This is a genomic window from Mangrovimicrobium sediminis, from assembly GCF_004745945.1.
Taxonomy (GTDB): domain Bacteria; phylum Pseudomonadota; class Gammaproteobacteria; order Pseudomonadales; family Halieaceae; genus Mangrovimicrobium; species Mangrovimicrobium sediminis.
Window position 1 is genome coordinate 1 of the sequence record NZ_SRLE01000004.1, and the last position, 16,494, is coordinate 16,494.

15 protein-coding genes are annotated in these 16,494 nt (G+C 66.4%); 7 read left to right on the forward strand and 8 right to left on the reverse strand.

What is annotated here, in order from left to right; all coding sequences use genetic code 11:
* Positions 1 to 133: 133 nt before the first annotated feature.
* Positions 134 to 1,057 (reverse strand): GAF domain-containing protein, encoded by a 924-nt coding sequence (locus E4634_RS03350; RefSeq protein WP_135441201.1) that lies wholly within the window; start codon positions 1,055 to 1,057, stop codon positions 134 to 136.
* Positions 1,058 to 1,572: 515 nt separating this feature from the next.
* Here E4634_RS03350 and E4634_RS03355 point away from each other — a divergent pair.
* Positions 1,573 to 4,344, forward strand: a complete 2,772-nt coding sequence (locus E4634_RS03355) for a cation-translocating P-type ATPase (RefSeq protein WP_240725070.1) — start codon at positions 1,573 to 1,575, stop codon at positions 4,342 to 4,344.
* Here the strand turns inward: E4634_RS03355 and E4634_RS03360 are convergent.
* The 7 genes from E4634_RS03360 to rsxA all read right to left on the reverse strand — a co-directional run bounded on the left by E4634_RS03360 (position 4,298) and on the right by rsxA (position 9,702).
* Complete coding sequence (locus E4634_RS03360; protein ID WP_135441203.1) at positions 4,298 to 4,564, reverse strand: RnfH family protein; 267 nt, start codon at positions 4,562 to 4,564, stop codon at positions 4,298 to 4,300. The genes E4634_RS03355 and E4634_RS03360 overlap by 47 nt on opposite strands.
* A 78-nt stretch (positions 4,565 to 4,642) precedes the next feature.
* Entirely contained in the window at positions 4,643 to 5,326 is a 684-nt protein-coding gene (locus tag E4634_RS03365; protein ID WP_135441204.1) for an electron transport complex subunit E, read from the reverse strand.
* 2 nt (positions 5,327 to 5,328) lie between these two features.
* Positions 5,329 to 5,985: an RnfABCDGE type electron transport complex subunit G gene (locus E4634_RS03370; protein ID WP_167854756.1), complete on the reverse strand. Its 657-nt coding sequence runs from the start codon at positions 5,983 to 5,985 to the stop codon at positions 5,329 to 5,331.
* 4 nt (positions 5,986 to 5,989) lie between these two features.
* A complete protein-coding gene (locus tag E4634_RS03375; RefSeq protein ID WP_135441206.1) occupies positions 5,990 to 7,078 on the reverse strand; it encodes an RnfABCDGE type electron transport complex subunit D in 1,089 nt (362 codons plus the stop codon).
* Positions 7,075 to 8,589 carry an electron transport complex subunit RsxC gene (rsxC, locus tag E4634_RS03380; RefSeq protein WP_135441207.1) on the reverse strand — a complete coding sequence of 505 codons (1,515 nt, stop codon included), beginning with the start codon at positions 8,587 to 8,589 and terminating at the stop codon, positions 7,075 to 7,077. Before rsxC ends, E4634_RS03375 begins: the two co-directional genes overlap by 4 nt.
* Positions 8,590 to 8,591: 2 nt before the next feature.
* A complete protein-coding gene (locus E4634_RS03385) occupies positions 8,592 to 9,113 on the reverse strand; it encodes an RnfABCDGE type electron transport complex subunit B (RefSeq protein ID WP_240725071.1) in 522 nt (173 codons plus the stop codon).
* 16 nt (positions 9,114 to 9,129) lie between these two features.
* Complete coding sequence (rsxA, locus tag E4634_RS03390; RefSeq protein WP_135441209.1) at positions 9,130 to 9,702, reverse strand: electron transport complex subunit RsxA; 573 nt, start codon at positions 9,700 to 9,702, stop codon at positions 9,130 to 9,132.
* Positions 9,703 to 10,123: 421 nt separating this feature from the next.
* On the opposite strand from rsxA, the gene nifL reads away from it, so the two are divergent.
* From nifL to E4634_RS03420, 6 genes are all read left to right on the forward strand, one after another.
* On the forward strand, positions 10,124 to 11,728 hold the full coding sequence (gene nifL / locus E4634_RS03395) for a nitrogen fixation negative regulator NifL (protein ID WP_135441210.1): 1,605 nt from the start codon (positions 10,124 to 10,126) through the stop codon (positions 11,726 to 11,728).
* Positions 11,729 to 11,742: 14 nt separating this feature from the next.
* A complete protein-coding gene (gene nifA / locus E4634_RS03400; protein ID WP_135441211.1) occupies positions 11,743 to 13,323 on the forward strand; it encodes a nif-specific transcriptional activator NifA in 1,581 nt (526 codons plus the stop codon).
* A 225-nt stretch (positions 13,324 to 13,548) separates the two neighbouring features.
* Positions 13,549 to 15,066, forward strand: a complete 1,518-nt coding sequence (gene nifB / locus E4634_RS03405) for a nitrogenase cofactor biosynthesis protein NifB (protein ID WP_135441212.1) — start codon at positions 13,549 to 13,551, stop codon at positions 15,064 to 15,066.
* Between the two features lie 108 nt (positions 15,067 to 15,174).
* Positions 15,175 to 15,453, forward strand: a complete 279-nt coding sequence (locus tag E4634_RS03410; RefSeq protein ID WP_135441213.1) for a 4Fe-4S binding protein — start codon at positions 15,175 to 15,177, stop codon at positions 15,451 to 15,453.
* Between the two features lie 7 nt (positions 15,454 to 15,460).
* Positions 15,461 to 15,883, forward strand: a complete 423-nt coding sequence (locus E4634_RS03415; protein WP_135441214.1) for an ArsC/Spx/MgsR family protein — start codon at positions 15,461 to 15,463, stop codon at positions 15,881 to 15,883.
* Positions 15,880 to 16,458 (forward strand): nitrogen fixation protein NifQ, encoded by a 579-nt coding sequence (locus E4634_RS03420; RefSeq protein ID WP_135441215.1) that lies wholly within the window; start codon positions 15,880 to 15,882, stop codon positions 16,456 to 16,458. The genes E4634_RS03415 and E4634_RS03420 overlap by 4 nt, the downstream gene beginning before the upstream one ends.
* Positions 16,459 to 16,494 lie beyond the last annotated feature (36 nt).

The following is a 16,494-nucleotide window of genomic DNA, read 5'->3' on the forward strand; positions in this document are numbered from 1 at the left end:
GGGGTCAGAGTCGTGACTCTGACCCCGTGCACGCGGGGATCTGCGACTGTGTCAGGGAATGTGCGCAAAGCTCAAACAAGGGGTCAGAGTCGTGACTCTGACCCCGTACACACGGACCCCGTACATGCGGGCATCAATAGCGGAAACTGACCACCGAGCGCAGTTCGTTCAGGTAGTACACCGGGATCGCCAGCTGGGCGAGATCGTCCTCCGGATCGCTGCCGGCGTGCCCCTGCGCAGAGGGCTCCAGCCAGGGCAGGCCGGTTTCCAGCACCTTGCCGGCGATGCCCTCGCCGCGGGCCAGCCGGCGGTCGGGTTCGTCGGCGAGGATGCGGTGCACGGAATCCTCGATGCCGGAGCTGAAGCACAGCCCGTCGCCGGTGTCGGTGACGTTCCAGATCTCGAAACCGCGCGCGATCGGCGTGGCGTGGACGGAGAGGAAAGTGACCACGTAGCCGATGTCGTCGATGTTGTGGTCCGAGTTGAGCGGGATGCCGATGCCGATGGAAATACCCGCCTCCAGCGCAGCCTGGGAGCGCAGGAAGGCGTTGGTGTTGGCGACGTCGGCGATCATCGGCGTGGCGCTTTTCCAGACCATGCCGGGCAGGCCGCGGCCCAGCGGGAACTTGATATTGCGCGACTGGCGCTCGAAGCGCGCCAGCTTGCCGTAGTAACCGTCCACCAGCGACTGGCCGCTGAGCCCGTCGTCCTTCCATACCTCGATGGCGCCATCGCCGCGGCCGTGGTCGCCGCACAGGAAGACCAGCACCGCGCGCAGATCGCGGCCCTGGAAGATGGGCATGGCCACGCCGGAGGTAAGGCCGGCCGACTGCGCGGCGTCGGCGCGCAGGAAAGCGCCGTCGCTGAGGTCTTTCATGATGATCGGGCGGGCCTCGCGCCAGGCCTGTCCCGGCAGGCCGATGCCCGGGGCGAAGGTGATGTCGCGGCTGTGGTCGGCGAACTCCGCCAGCGGCCCGTAGGTGCCGGCATGCCATTTCAGGTGCTCGCCGGAGGCGTCCGGTACCCAGATTTCAACGACACGAACAAAAGGATGCATCGACGGTTCCTCGAAGAATGACGTCAATGCGGGCGGGGTCAAAGCGTGTTCGGTGCGGCCCGTCTGTCGCGGGCTCGTGCTGTTATTATAGGCTGAAACGCGGTTCCTGGCAGCCCCTGGCAGCCACAAATTGACGTCTGGGTAAGCGGGGGTCGGTGTAAGCGGGGTCAGAGCCGTGGCTCTGACCCCTTGTCCGGGTATTCCCCGCGTCTGGGTCAGCAGGGGATCGGGGTAAGCGGGGTCAGAGCCATGGCTCTGACCCCTTGTCCGGGTAATCCCAGCGTTTGGGTAAGCAGGGGATCGGGGTAAACGGGGTCAGAGCCATGGCTCTGACCCCTGGTCTGGGTATTCCCCGCGGCTCTGACCCCTGGTTTGGGTATTCCCCGCGGCTCTGACCCCTGGTCCGCAACGGGATTCAGCCCGCACTGTTCAAACCGTAACCTCATCGGCCTAAGATAGGGGAAGGCCGGCGTCACTGTGCGCCGCCCATGCAAGCTGGTACCCAGGAGCAATCTGTGACGAACGATTCCCCCACGCCGCCCGCCACTGCGGACAGCGTCCCCGCGTATTCCATATCCGGCGAAGCCGTGCTCGAGTCACTGGCCAGCTCTCGCGACGGCCTCGGCCAGGCGGTCATCGCCGAGCGCCAGGCGCGTTTCGGCCCCAATGAACTGACCTTCTCGCGCACGCCGGCCTGGGTGATCTTCCTGCGCCAGTTCCGCGACCCGATGGTGATCATCCTGCTGATCACCGCCTGTGTCACCGGCGGCCTGACCATCGCCGGCAGTCACATGCTGCCGGACACCCTGGTCATCGTCGGCGTGGTCATCCTCAATGCCATCCTCGGCTTCGTGCAGGAGGGCAAAGCCGAGGGCGCCATGGACGCCCTGCGCAATATGATGGTCCAGGAGTGCCTGGTGGTGCGCGAGGGTTGCCAGGCGAAGCTGCCCGCCCGCGAACTGGTGCCCGGCGACATCGTGGTGCTGGAGGGCGGCGACCGCATTCCCGCCGACGTGCGCTTCATCGAGGCGAGCAACGTGCACGTGGATGAATCCTCTCTCACCGGGGAATCGGTGCCGGTGGAAAAACGCACGGCGCCGGTGGAGGGCAGCGACCTGGTGCCCGGCGACCAGCGCAACATGGGTTTTTCCGGCACCTTCCTCACCCGCGGCAGCGCGCTGGCCGTCGTGGTGGAGACCGGCGCCAGCACCGTGTTCGGCCACATGGCGGACCTCGTGCAATCGGCAGATGCGGGTCCGACGCCCCTGCAGCGCCAGATGCAATCCTTCGTGCGCGCCCTGATCGGCATCATCCTGGTGGTCGGGGTGATTAACTTCGGTTTCGGCATCTACCTCGGCTACGCGGCGAGCTACAGCTTCCTCGGCGCGGTTTCGCTGGTGGTCGCCGCCATCCCGGAAATGCTGCCGGCGCTGGTGACGTCCATCCTCGCCCTGTCCAGCATCGCCATGGCCAGGCGCAATGCCCTGGTGCGCAAGCTGCCCGCCGCCGAGACCCTCGGCGCGACATCGGTCATCTGCTCGGACAAGACCGGCACCCTCACCGAGAACCGCATGACGGTCACCCGGGTATTCGCCGGCGGCGAGGAGTTCGAGGTCAGCGGCGGCGGTGGCGCGCTCAGCGGCCAGTTCCTGCGCGATGGCGCGGCGCTGGACCCGCGCGCGGCGCCGGCGCTGTACAACAACCTGTACGCCGGCTACGCCTGCAACAACGCCTCGCTGACCAGCGGCAGCACCGCCCACACCGGCGACCCGACGGAGATCGCCCTCAAGGTGTCCGGCGCCAAGGCGGACATCACCGCCGAGGGCCTGCACCGGCTGGAGGAAATCCCCTTCGACAGCGCCACCAAGTACATGGCGATCCTGGTGCGCGACGGCGACGCCCATCGCGTGCTGGTCAAGGGCGCGCCCGAAGTGGTAGTGGCCATGTGTTCAACACAGCTGGACGCGAGCGGCGAATCGCAGCCGCTCGATGCGCAGCAGGCGCTGTCGGTGGCCGGGAGCTTCGCCAAGCAGGCCCTGCGCACACTGGCAGTGGCCTGGCTTCCGGTGTCGGACACCTGTCGCGACCTCACCCACGACGACCTGCACGACCTGCAGTTTCTCGGGCTGCAGGGCATGATCGACCCGCCCAAGCAGTCGGCCATCGAGGCGGTGGCGCAGTGCTCCGCGGCCGGTATCCGCACGGTGATGATCACCGGCGACCACCCGGAGACGGCGCAGGCGGTAGCCGCCAAGCTCGGCATTCCCGCCGAGCGCGCGGTGACCGGTGCCGAGCTCACGCGCCTGGACGAGGACGAGTTGTTCGAACTGACCCGCCAGGTCTCGGTGTTCGCCCGGGTGGCGCCGGAGCACAAGGAACAGATTGCCCAGAGCCTGCGCCGCCACGGCCTGATCGTGGCCATGACCGGCGACGGGGTGAACGACGCGCCGGCGCTGAAGGTTGCCGACATCGGCATCGCCATGGGCCAGGCCGGTACCGAGGTGGCCAAGGAAGCCTCCGACATGGTGCTGGTGGACGACAACTTCGCCACCATCGTCGCCGCGGTAGAGGAGGGGCGCCACGCCTGGAAGAACCTGCGCAAGGCCATTCTCTACACCCTACCGACCAACGCCGCGCAGGCGCTGCTGATCATCGGCGCGGTGATGGTCGCCGCCTGGGTGCCGCTGTTTTCCCACCGTTTCGTGCTCGAGCCGGTGCAGATCCTGTGGATTAACCTGCTGGATTCCGTGCTGCTGACCATGCCGCTGGTGATGGAGCCGAAAGAGCGCGGGCTGTTACAGGACCCGCCGCGCGGGCCGAAGGAGCGCCTGATGGACGGCCTGTTCCTGCGCCGCCTGGTGATCATGGGCCTGGCCATTTCGGTGCCCGGTTTCCTGCTCTACTACCACCTCGGCGCGGCCGGCGTGGTGGGCGACCAGGTGGTCGACGAACTGCTGCTGACCCAGGCGCAGACCGCGGCGTTCTGGGGCATTCTCATGGCGCACTTCGGCTACGTGGTGTCGGCGCGCTCGGTGGAAACCTCCGTGTTCCGCCTCAACCCGTTCAGCAACCCGTGGCTGATCGGCGGTATCGTGCTCAGCGTGGCGATCCGTTTTATCCCCACGTTCATTCCCGAGGCGGCGTCGCTGTTCCGCACCGCGTCGTTCCCGTCCGAGTGGTGGCCGCTGATCCTGGCCTGTTTCCTGCCCAGTTTCATCGCCATCGAACTGGATAAGCTATTCAGTCGTCGTCATCGTCATCATCATCCTCGTCCAGCACCCGGGTGATACGCCGGTAGATCTCCACCCGGTCGCCCTCGCTGAGGGCCTTGTCGAGGCTGGTGAACTTGCCGAAGATGCCGACTTTCATGCTGTCGATGTCGATCTCCGGCATTTTTTCCAGCAGGCCGCTGCTGGCAATGGCCTGCTCCACGGTAGTGTTCTCGACGACATCCAGTTCCACCCATGACTGGTGGCGCGGGCCGGCGTAGCAGACGCTGACTTTCATATCGCTTACCCTCTTTGCTCGCTATTGCTGGAGTTGGTCGCTGTCGCCAGTGTTCGTCACTGTCGCCAGCATTCGCCGCTAGGGCGCCATACTCGGCATGACCAGCGTGTCGGCGGACTTGCCCGCGCTCAGCCAGCGGTCGATCAGGCGCTTGCCGGCAATCAGGAAACCCAGGGCCATGAAGGCGCCCGGCGGCAGCACCGCCAGCAGGATGCCGCCGAAGTTCGGGATCAGGGTCATCTCCAGCCAGGAGAAGCCGTTCCCCAGCAGCAGTGAGGCGTGGGCGAACAGGGTGCCGCTGCCGAGAATCTCTCGCATGCCGCCGATGGCCACCAGTACCCAGGTGAAGCCCAGGCCCATGGCCAGCGCGTCCGCCGCCGCCAGGCGCACGGAGTTCTTGCAGGCGAAGCTCTCGGCGCGGCCGAACACCGCGCAGTTGGTGACGATGAGCGCAATGAACAAGCCCAGCACCTTGTACAGCGGGTGCATCCAGGCGTTGATCGCCATGTCCACCAGGGTAACCACGGTGGCGATGAGCACGATGAGTACCGGGATGCGCACCTGCGGCGTGATGAACGAGCGCAGGCTGGCGATGATGATATTGGTCAGCACCAGTACCGCGACCGAGGCCAGGCCCATGCCCAGGCCGTTGGTCGCCGAGGTGGTCACCGCGAGCAGCGGGCACAGGGCCAGCATCTGGCCCATGGCCACGTTGTTGTTCCACAGGCCGTCGCCGAAGATCTGCCGGTAGGGGGAAGACATACTCAATCCTCCTGGGAGTCTGCCGCCGTCGCTGTGGCGGCCAGTTGTTGTTGCCGCCAGGCGTCGAGCGCCTGCAGCGAAGCGTGAACGCCCCTGACCATCGCGCGTGGGGTGATCGTGGCGCCGGTGAACTGGTCGAACTGGCCGCCGTCTTTCTTCACCCCCCAGCCTCGCTTGTCGGGGTTGTCCAGCGACTTGCCGTTGAAACCGGTAATCCACGGGTCGCGGGCGATGTCGATACCGTCCGCCAGGCCGGGAGTTTCCCCGTGGCTGATTACGCGCACACCGGTGATGGTGCCGGTGCCGTCCACGGCGACGATGAACTGGATGTCGCTGCCCCAACCGTAGATCGCGCTCTGCAGGGCGGCGCCGTTATAGCGCCCGTCCAGGGTGGCGGTGTAGATGGTGAGCGGGGCAGAGAACGGCGCGCTCACCGCCTGCACGGCGGGCGATGCCAGCGGTGCATTGTCGTAGAGGCTGGCGGGCAGCACCTCGGCGAGCATCGCGCGTTTTTCCGCCTCGATGTGAGCGGCGATGCGGTCGCTGGTCTCCAGGTTGCCGATGATCAGCAACACGCTGACCAGGAAACAGATGCCGCCAAGCAACCCGGCGTGATAGCCCAGGCGCTGGCGGTAGGCGGGTTGCGCTGCGCTCGTCATGTACTTAGCGCACCTTGCGCGCCGGGGTACGCGCCACCGTCGGGCGACCGCGCAGGTTGCGGCCATAGGCGCGCGGCTTGCAGTAGCGGTCCAGCAATGGGGTGAAGGCGTTCATGAACAGTACCGCGAAGCCGACGCCCTCGGGGAAGCCGCCCCAGGCGCGGATGGCAAACAGCACCGCGGCGCAGCCGGCGCCGAAGATCAACTGGCCGGTCTTCGACGAGGGCGAGGTGACGTAGTCGGTGGCGATAAAAAAGGCGCCGAGCATGATGCCGCCGCTGGTCAGGTGCAACAGGGGGCTGGCGTAGTGTGCCGGGTCCGCGCGGTGGAAGATGGCCGCCAGCAGGACAGTGGTGCCGAGCATGGCCACCGGGATGTGCCAGCTGATAATGCGCAGGGCCAGCAGCCACAGGCCGCCCAGCAGCACCAGCAGTTCGGAGGTTTCACCGAGGCTGCCGGCGGTGCTGCCGGTAAGGGAGTCCAGCCAGTTGAAGCTGCCCGCGGCCAGTTCGCTGACCGTGCCCGCACCCTGGGCGGTTTTCATTTCACCGAGAATAGTCGGGCCGGTGACGCCGTCCGGGATGCCGCCGCCGAACACGATATCCAGCGCGGCCCACGGACCCGGTGCGCCGCTGGACAGCAGGTCCGGCTGCACCCAGGTGGTCATGTGTACCGGGAAGGACACCAGCAGGGCGACCCGCGCCAGCATGGCGGGGTTGAAGATGTTCTGGCCGACGCCGCCGTACAACTGCTTGCCCACGGCGATGGCGAAGGCGGCACCGCCGGCGCCGATCCACCACGGCGCCCAGGGCGGCAGGGTCAGCGCCAGCAGCCAGCCGGTAAGCAGGGCAGAGGAATCGCGCAGTCTCGACAGCGGTTTGTCCTGCAGCAGCAGGCACAGGGCCTCGGTGGCGACCGCGCTGGCGCAGGTGATCACCCACAACAGCAGCGCCGGCCAGCCGAACAGGTACAGGCCGAACACGGTCGCCGGCACCAGCGCCAGGCACACCTGCAGCATGATGCGGTCCACCGAGGACCCGGCATGGCTGTGCGGCGCCGCGCGACCGGTTATCGTCAGGCCCGCGCCGCTCATGAGTCACAGTCCTCGGTGCTGGTCGTGGTGCTGGCTTCGTTGTCGGCTTTCGCAGTGGCGCGCCGTGCGGGCTTTTTCTTCTTCGCCGCGCGGGCCGCCTTGGCGGCGCGTTTTTCCTCGGCTTCGCGCTCCAGTCGCGCGTTGCGCGCCTCGGTCAGGCGCTGGGTGTACTCCAGTTTCTGGGCGGCGGCGCGGCGCTGCTTCATCTCGCCGCGGGCGTACTCGAAGAAGTTCACCAGCGGGATGTGCGAGGGGCAGACCCAGGAGCAGGTGCCGCACAGGATACAGTCGCGCAGGCCGTATTCGGCGGCGCCATCGAAATCGTCGGCGCGGGCGAACTTGGCCATCTCCACCGGCATCAGGCCCATCGGGCAGGCGTCGACACAGCGGCCGCAGCGAATACACGGCGAGGGCGCCTGGTCGTTCACCTCGCGCCGGGTCAGGGCGAGTACGCCGGAAGTGCCTTTCATCACGGGGACGGCGGTGGAGGGCAGTGCCTGGCCCATCATCGGGCCGCCCATGACCAGTCGCGCGGGGGTGTCGCGCAGGCCGCCGCACTGTTCCAGCAGGTGTTCGATGGGGGTGCCGAACAGCGCCTCGACATTGCGCGGGCGCGACACGCAACCGCCGGCCAGGGTCAGCACCCGCGACAACAGCGGCCGCCCGTGGCGCAGGGCCTGCTGGATGGCGTAGGCGGTGGCGACGTTGTGCACCAGGATGCCGAGGTCGTTGCTGCGACCGCCGGCGGGTACCTCGCGCCCGGTGAGGGCCTGGATCAGCTGTTTTGCCGAACCCATCGGGTACATCGCGGGCACGGTTTTCACCTCCACCTTGCCGAAGGGCGCCGCCGCCTCGCGCATCGCCGCGACGGCCTCGGGCTTGTTGTCCTCTATGCCGATGATCACTTCGTAACATTCGACGATATGCTGGATCAGCCGCGCCCCCTCGACGATCTGCGCCGCACGCTCGCGCATCAGGTGGTCGTCGGTTGTGAGGTAGGGCTCGCACTCGCCGCCGTTGATGATCAGCGTCCTGATTTCGTAGCGGCGCCCCTGGCGCAGCTTGATCGCCGCCGGGAACACCGCGCCGCCGAGGCCGACAATGCCTGCGCGTTCAACTTCTTCGGCCAGCTCTTCCGGAGAGCGGGCGAACGGGTCGTCCTCGCGCGGCCGTTCCTGCCAGCGGTCTTCGCCGTCCGGCTCGATGATGATGGAGGTCGCGGGCAGCCCCGAAGGGTGCGGCGCGACGATGTCCTCGATGGCGACCACGCTGCCCGAGGTGGGCGCGTGCAGGCGGGTCGACAGTCCCGCACCGGAAACCCCGATGCACTGGCCCTTGGCCACGCGCTCGCCCACCTGCACCACGGGCAGGGCGCTGGCGCCGGCCTGTTGGAACAGCGGCAGGCTCAGGCGCGCGGGCAGCGGGATATCGGTGAGGATAGCCTGGCCCGCGGTGTCGCCCTTGCGACCCTCCGGGTGAACGCCGCCGCGAATGGGAGAGAAGATTGACATGCTCAGGCCACCATCGGCTTGGGCCACTGCCAGTTGTGCAGATCGGGTGTTTCGGCGCCGAGATGGATGCAATCCTCGGGGCAGGCGTCCAGGCACTTGCCGCAGCCGGTGCAGGCGCTTTTGATCACCGCGTGAATCTGCTTGTTGGCGCCGACGATGGCGTCGGTGGGGCAGGCCTTGTAGCAGCGGGTACAGCCGGTGCACAGGCTCTCGTCGATGCTCGCCAGTTGCGGCGCGGCGCTCTCGCCCAGGGTATTGATATCGATGCCCAGCAGCTCGGCCACGCGTTCGGCCAGGGCGCGGCCACCGGGGGGGCAACAGGTCGGGTCAGCGCTGCCGTCGGCCATGGCCTCGGCGGCGGGCTTGCAGCCGGCGAAGCCGCACTGGCCGCACTGGCTGTTGGGCAGCATCGCCTCGATCTCCTCGACGATGGGGTTGGACTCGGCCACCGCGAACACCTTCGCCGCGAAGGCCAGGGCCGAGCCCAGGGTGAAGCCGAGAATCGTCAGTACCAGAGTCGCCATAAACATAATCAGTCCCTCACAACATTCCGCCAAAGCCCATGAAAACCAGCGACAGGATGCCCGCCGTCACCAGCGCCACCGGGGTGCCGGCAAAGGTGGCCGGCACCTCGGCCAGTGCCAGGCGCTCGCGCAGCCCGGCGAAGATAACCATTACCAGGGAGAAGCCCAGCGCAGAGCCCAGGCCGTAGATCAGGCTCTCGCCCAGCCCGTGGTCCTCGCGCACGTTGAGCAGCGCCACCCCTAGCACCGCGCAGTTGGTGGTGATCAGCGGCAGGAAGATGCCCAGCGCCTTGTGCAGGATTGGGCTGAACTTGCGCATCACCAGTTCGGTGAACTGCACGATGGCCGCAATCACCAGGATGAAAGAGAGAATGCGCAGGAAGCCGAGGTCCAGCGGCCGCAGGATGTAGTTCTCCAGGCACCAGCCGCACAGGGCGGAGAGGGTGAGTACAAAAGCGGTGGCCAGCCCCATGCCCAGCGCCGAGCTCAGCTTGTTGGACACGCCCATCAGCGGGCACAGGCCGAGAAACTTCGCCAGTACGATGTTGTTCACCAAAATGGTGCTGCCCAGCAGTGTCAGGTACTCCATTGCTCTCACTCTCTAACGCGTGCGTGATAACAGATGAGTCGCTTGCGAGTTGCCGGTCGTCGACTGCGGCAGGTTTGTGTCGCATGTCGCGCCGTCTCAGGGGGGTAATTGCATTAAGCGTGCCATGGCGCGTATCCCACAGGACCTTGATCTGGATCATGCTGTGTTGGGGATTCAGGCGCACAACCGGCCCAAAGCTGGCCCGAAATTTGTCGCAAACACGACAAAATGCCGTCGGCGAAAATTTTCGTGCTTGTCGCACAACCGACAAACCGGCCGCCGAAATGTCGTTTTTCGACATGGAACCGGGGATTTGCCACCCGGCATGGCTTTTGCAGCTCACCTCGTGGGGCAGGCGCGGCCCGCCCCGGCCAGAGGATGCCCCCGCGGCCGCGGGGACGTTCAATGAAGAGGATCCAGCATGTCCAAAAGCAAGCCTACAGATGCGGGTACCCGGGTATCGGTGGCCATCGACGCCGGGCAGGGGGCCGCGCTGGCCCACGCCGGGCTGCCCCTGGGCGATGAGGGGTTGTCGCCGGAAGTGTTCTTCCAGGCGGTTGAGCACTGCCCGGTGGCGGTGTCCATCACCGACCTGAAAGCCAACATTCTCTACGCCAACCGCGCCTTCACCCAGGTGACCGGCTACCCGGAGGACGAGGTGGTGGGCAAGAACGAGTCCATCCTCTCCAACCACACCACGCCGCGCCTGGTCTACCAGGCGCTGTGGGGGCGCCTGGCGCAGCAACGGCCGTGGACCGGCATGCTGGTCAACCGGCGCCGCGACGGCAGCATGTACCTCGCCGAGCTGACCGTCGCACCGGTGATCGACGAGGGCGGCAAGACCGTCTACTACCTCGGCATGCACCGGGACGGCACCGAGGTCCACGAACTGCAGCAGCGGGTGCTCAACCAGAAGTTGATGATCGAATCGGTGGTCAACTCGGTGCCCGCGGCCATGGTGTTGATAGACGCCAACGGCGATATCGAGCTGTCCAACCCCAGTTTCGACGCCATGGCCGGCGACCTCGCCCCGGGCGGCGACCGCGCCGCCTTCGTCGAGGTGCTCGCCGGCCAGCTCGAAGGCGACTTCGAACTGCTGCAGAAACGCCAGCGGCGCTTCAACAGCCGCGAAATCACCCTCGACCGCGGCGACGGCTCGCCGCGGCGCTTCTCCTGTTTCGGTACCACTATCGATATCTCCGGCGAGAGTCCGGACGGTTTCTTCGAGCGCGAGGTGGGTCACTACCTGCTGCTGATGATCACCGATATCAGCGAGTTGCGGCGCCACCAGGAAGAGATGCAGGTCAACACCCTTAAGGCGCTGATGGCCGAGGAAGACCTGGTGCAGGGCATGCGCGAGACGGTCAACGGCGCCATCCACCAGCTGCAGGGCCCGGTCAACCTGATCGATGCCGCGGTGAAGACGCTCAAGCGCCGCGCCGGCAACGAGGAGGAGGACGCCCTGGTGCTGGCCGCCGCGGAGGAAGCGCTGACCGCCGGTCGCCAGGCGCTGGACAACCTCATGGATACGCTGCCGCCGCCGCTGGAAGAGAGCAAGCAGCCGGTGAATATCAACCAGTCGATCCGCGAGGTGCTGGCGCTGTCCACCGACCAGATGCTCGCCCACGGCGTGATCATCTCCTGGCAGCCGTCGCTGCACCTGCCGGCGGTGATCGGCCAGGAGCGGCGCCTGCGCAGCCTGTTCAAACAGCTGGTGCAGAACGCCATCGAGGCGATGTCCGACCGCGGCGTAAAGACCCGCGACCTCACCATCGTCACCCGCGAGCAGCGCGAAATTCTCGAGGTAGAGATCTCCGACACCGGCCCGGGTATTCCCGCGGACCAGCGGGTGAAGGTGTTCCAGCCGTTTTACAGCAGCAAGAAGACCCGCAACGGTTTTCGCGGCATGGGCCTGCCCATGGTGCAGGAGATTGTCGCCGACCACGCGGGCACCGTGTACATCGACCCGGATTACGCCGACGGCTGTCGCGTGATTGTCCAGTTACCTCTAGCGATACCCGAGTGAGGCGGTTGTAGCCGATGGCGCCATCGACGTTTGCCAGTGCGGGGTTTAGCGCGTCCAGTCGTCCGGAACTCATCGAGCGACAGTTCAACGCGTTGTGCCGTATCTCCCACAGCCTGTGCCAGGTCACCAGCATCGAGGACACCCTGCGCGAAATCCTCGGCATCCTGCACAACGATGCCGGCCTGCAGCACGGCATCATCACCCTGTCCGACCCGGAGCATTCCAAGCTGCAGGTGGGCGCGGTGTACAGCGATTCGGAATCGGTGCGCAAGGCCTCCAGCGGTATCCGCTACCAGTCCGGCGAGGGCATCGTCGGCCGCATCCTGCAGCACAACCAGCCTATCGTGCTGGGGCGTATCTCCTCCGAGCCGCGCTTTCTCGACAAGCTTGCGCTGTACGACCTGGAGCTGCCGTTCATCGGCGTGCCTATCCGCGACACCGACGGCTCGGCCATCGGCGTGCTCGCCGCCCAGCCGGATGTGCCGGCGGACGACTACATGCCGGACCGCACCACCTTCCTCAAGGCGGTTGGCGACATGCTGGCGCAGACCACGCGCCTGCTGGTCAACGTCGAGCGCGGCCAGAACCTGGCCAGCGAGCGCGACGAACTGCGCCGCGAGGTGCGCGGCAAGTACGGCTTCGAGAACATGGTGGTGGGCGGCACCGACAATATGCGTCGGGTGTTTGACCAGGTGCGGCGCGTGGCCAAGTGGGACAGTACCGTGCTCGTGCTCGGCGAGTCCGGCACCGGCAAGGAGTTGATTGCCAGCGCGATTCACTACAACTCGCCGCGCGCACACAAGCGCTTCGTCAAGCTCAACTGCGCCTCGGTGCCGGAGACCCTGCTCGAGTCGGAGCTGTTCGGCCACGAGAAGGGCGCGTTCACCAGCGCGGTGAAACAGCACAAGGGGCGCTTCGAGCAGGCCGACGGCGGCACCCTGTTCCTCGACGAGATCGGCGAGATCTCGCCGATGTTCCAGGCCAAGCTGCTGCGCGTGCTGCAGGAGCGCGAGTTCGAGCGCGTCGGCGGCACGCAGACCATCAAGGTGGATGTGCGCATCGTCGCCGCCACCAACCGCAACCTGGAAGAGGAGGTGGACCGAGGCAAGTTCCGCGAGGACCTCTACTACCGCTTGAACGTCATGTCGATCAAGCTGCCGCCGTTGCGCGAGCGCCTGGCGGACATCCCCGAACTCTCGCAGTTCCTGATCGGCAAGATCGCCAAGGGCCAGGGGCGGCAACTGCGCCTCACCGACGGCGCCATCCGCCAGCTCGTCAGCTACGACTGGCCGGGCAACGTGCGCGAACTGGAAAACTGCCTGGAGCGCGCGGCGATCATGACCGAGGCGGAGACCATCGACGCCGACGTCATCTCGCTCAACGGCTCCGCCGGCAGCATCGTCGCGCCGATGTTGCAGCCGGCGAATCCCGCGGTGGATTTCAACGACCCGGAACTGGACGAGCGCGAGCGCCTGATCGCCGCGCTGGAACAGGCCGGCTGGGTGCAGGCCAAGGCCGCGCGCCTGCTCGGCATGACGCCGCGGCAGATCGCGTATCGCATCCAGACCATGAACATCAACGTGCGCAAAATCTGAGTCGCCACGGTGTCCGCCGTGGCTGTCACCTAGAGCACAATTAGTCGCAAAGGGCTTGTATCAAAGCCCACAAACACTCCCTCCAGAGACTAGAAAAACCAATAAAAACAGTCACATAAAAACCGGCACAGGCATTGCATTACCTGTATCAAGCACTGCGCCGGCCGCGCGCCACGCAGTCAACAGCATTCACCACCCGCCAGGGTAGAAAGAGGAGTTCTTGCGATGGAACTGACAGTGCTTGGACAGGATGAGGCGGCCGCGGCCGTTGCGGATAGCGGTTGCTCCACCGGTTCGTGTGGCAGCACCAACGACCAGATGTCGGACTTGCCCGATGCGATCCGCGAAAAGGTACAGAACCACCCCTGCTACTCGGAAGAGGCTCACCACTACTTCGCGCGTATGCACGTGGCGGTGGCCCCGGCCTGCAACATCCAGTGCCATTACTGCAACCGCAAGTACGACTGCTCCAACGAGTCGCGCCCCGGCGTGGTCTCCGAACTGCTGACGCCGGAACAGGCGATCAAGAAAACCAAGGCGGTGGCCGCCAACATCCCGCAGATGACCGTGCTCGGTATCGCCGGCCCCGGCGACCCGCTGGCCAACCCCGAGCGCACCTTCGAGACCTTCCGCGGTCTCTCCGAGGAAGCGCCGGACATCAAGCTGTGCGTTTCCACCAACGGCCTGGCACTGCCCGAGTCGGTGGAGGAACTGTCCAAGCACAATATCGATCACGTCACTATCACCATCAACTGTGTGGACCCGAAAATCGGCGCGCAGATCTACCCGTGGATCTACTGGAACAACCGCCGCATCCGCGGCGAGAAGGGCGCGGCGATCCTCATCGAGCAGCAGCAAAAAGGCCTGGAGATGCTGGTCGAGCGCGGCATCCTGGTGAAGGTCAACTCGGTGATGATCCCCGGCGTCAACGACGAGCACCTCAAGGAGGTCAGCCGCATCGTCAAGAGCAAGGGCGCCTTCCTGCACAACGTCATGCCGCTGATCGCCGAGGAAGAGCACGGCACCTTCTACGGCGTCATGGGCCAGCGCGGGCCGGAGCCCGAGGAACTGCAGGACCTGCAGGACGACTGCGCCGGCGATATGAACATGATGCGCCACTGCCGCCAGTGCCGCGCCGACGCCGTCGGCCTGCTCGGCGAAGACCGCGGTGAAGAGTTCACCCTGGACAAGATCGAGGCCATGGAAATCGACTACGGCGCCGCGATGAAAACCCGTGCGGTCGTGCACGCCGGCATCATGGAGGAACTGGACGAGAAGCAGGCCAAGCGCGAGCGCCTGGCCGCGGCCAGCGTGCCGGATGCCCAGGGCCTGGTGGATACCCGCCCGGTACTGATGGCGGTGGCCACCAGCGGCGGCGGCCTGATCAACCAGCACTTCGGCCACGCCACCGAGTTCCTGGTCTACGAGGCCTCGCCCAACGGCGTGCGCTTCATCGGCCACCGCAAGGTCGACCAGTACTGCATCGGCAACGACACCTGCGGCGAGAAGGAGTCGGCGCTGTCCGGCAGCATCCGCTCGCTGCACGGCTGCGAGGCGGTGCTGTGCTCGAAGATCGGTTTCGAGCCCTGGTCGCAGCTGGAGGAGGCCGGCATCGTGCCCAATGGCGAACACGCCATGGAGCCGATCGAGGAGGCGGTGCTCGCGGTGTATCGCGAGATGGCCGAGTCCGGCGCCCTCGAGGAGCCCGTGCCGGCGGCCCGGGCACAGCAAGTTTCTGCGTGAAAGCGAGACCCTTGGGGCGGTTTTCCACTTGCCGCCCGTTCTTTTTCGCACCACGCCAATGTAATACCGCGGCGCCCGTAACCCGGGCCCGCCATGCCGGAGGACGCCATGTCACTGTCGATCGTTGATTCCTGTGTAAACTGCTGGGCCTGCTACGACGTGTGTCCCAGTGACGCCATCTACCAGTCCGCGCCGCACTTCCTGATCGATGCGAAGAAGTGCACCGAGTGCGAGGGCGACTACGCCCACCCGCAGTGCGCCACCATCTGCCCGATCGAGGAGGCAATCCTCGACGCCGGCGGGGTGGCCATGAACCCGCCCGGTTCGCTCACCGGCATCCCGCCGGAAAAAATGGCCGAGGCCATGCTCGAGTTCCAGTCGCGGTAAGCCGTTCATGGGACCGACCATCGCGTTCTTCGAAAAGCCCGGCTGCAAGACCAACCGCCGCCAGCAGGCGCTGCTGCGCGCCGCGGGTTACGAGCCGTTGCAGCTGAACCTGCTGACCCATCCCTGGCAGGTGGAGGAGCTGCGCAGCTACCTGGCCAGCCTGCCGGTAACGCAGTGGTTTAACACCGCGGCGCCCGCCGTGCGCGACGGCGAGATCGACCCTGCAGGACTGGATGCGGACACGGCCCTGGCCATGCTGCTCGCCGAGCCGCTGCTGATTCGCCGGCCGCTGCTGGAATTCGAGGGGCGGCGTATGGCCGGGTTCGACGAGCAGCGCCTCGAGGGCATTCTCGGCATCCGCCTCGCCGCCGGCGACAGCGCGGTCGAGGCCTGTTCGCGCCGCGACCCGGCGACGGCGGTCTGCCCATGACTGCGCAGGTACCGGCGCGCGCCGCACCGGCGCCGAACCACCAGGCCCGCCTGCTCGCCGAACTGCTGCACGCGCAACGCGCCGGGCGCGGCGCGCTGCCCAATTTCCTCGGCCTGCAGCCGCTGGTGTTCCTGTGGTTGGTGGAAAGCGAACTGCAGCACGCCGAGCGCGCTGCGGCGCTCTCGCCGGGTCCCGAGAGCCCTGCCTGGGAGCGCGGCCAGCTGCGCCAGGAACTGCTGGAGATGCGCCGGGACGAGTGGCAGGACCTGCGCGAACTGCTGCTCGCGCACCGCGCGGGCGAGCATCCCCTGGAAGTGGCCATGGCGGACATCGTCGCCGCCGGCTGCCTCGGCGGCGAGCACCTGTGGCGCGACCTGGGCCTGCCTTCGCGCGCTGTATTGGGCGAGTTGATGCAGTTGTTCTTTCCCGCCCTGGCAACAAAGAACAGCGCCGACATGAAGTGGAAAAAGTTTTTTTACAAGCAGTTGTGCGAACAGGAGGGCGGTTACGTGTGCCGTGCCCCGAGCTGCGAGGAATGCGCCGCCTACGACGACTGCTTCGGCCCCGAGCTTTAGTTCAGATGCCGGCCCTCACCGGGGTCCGGTCAGACA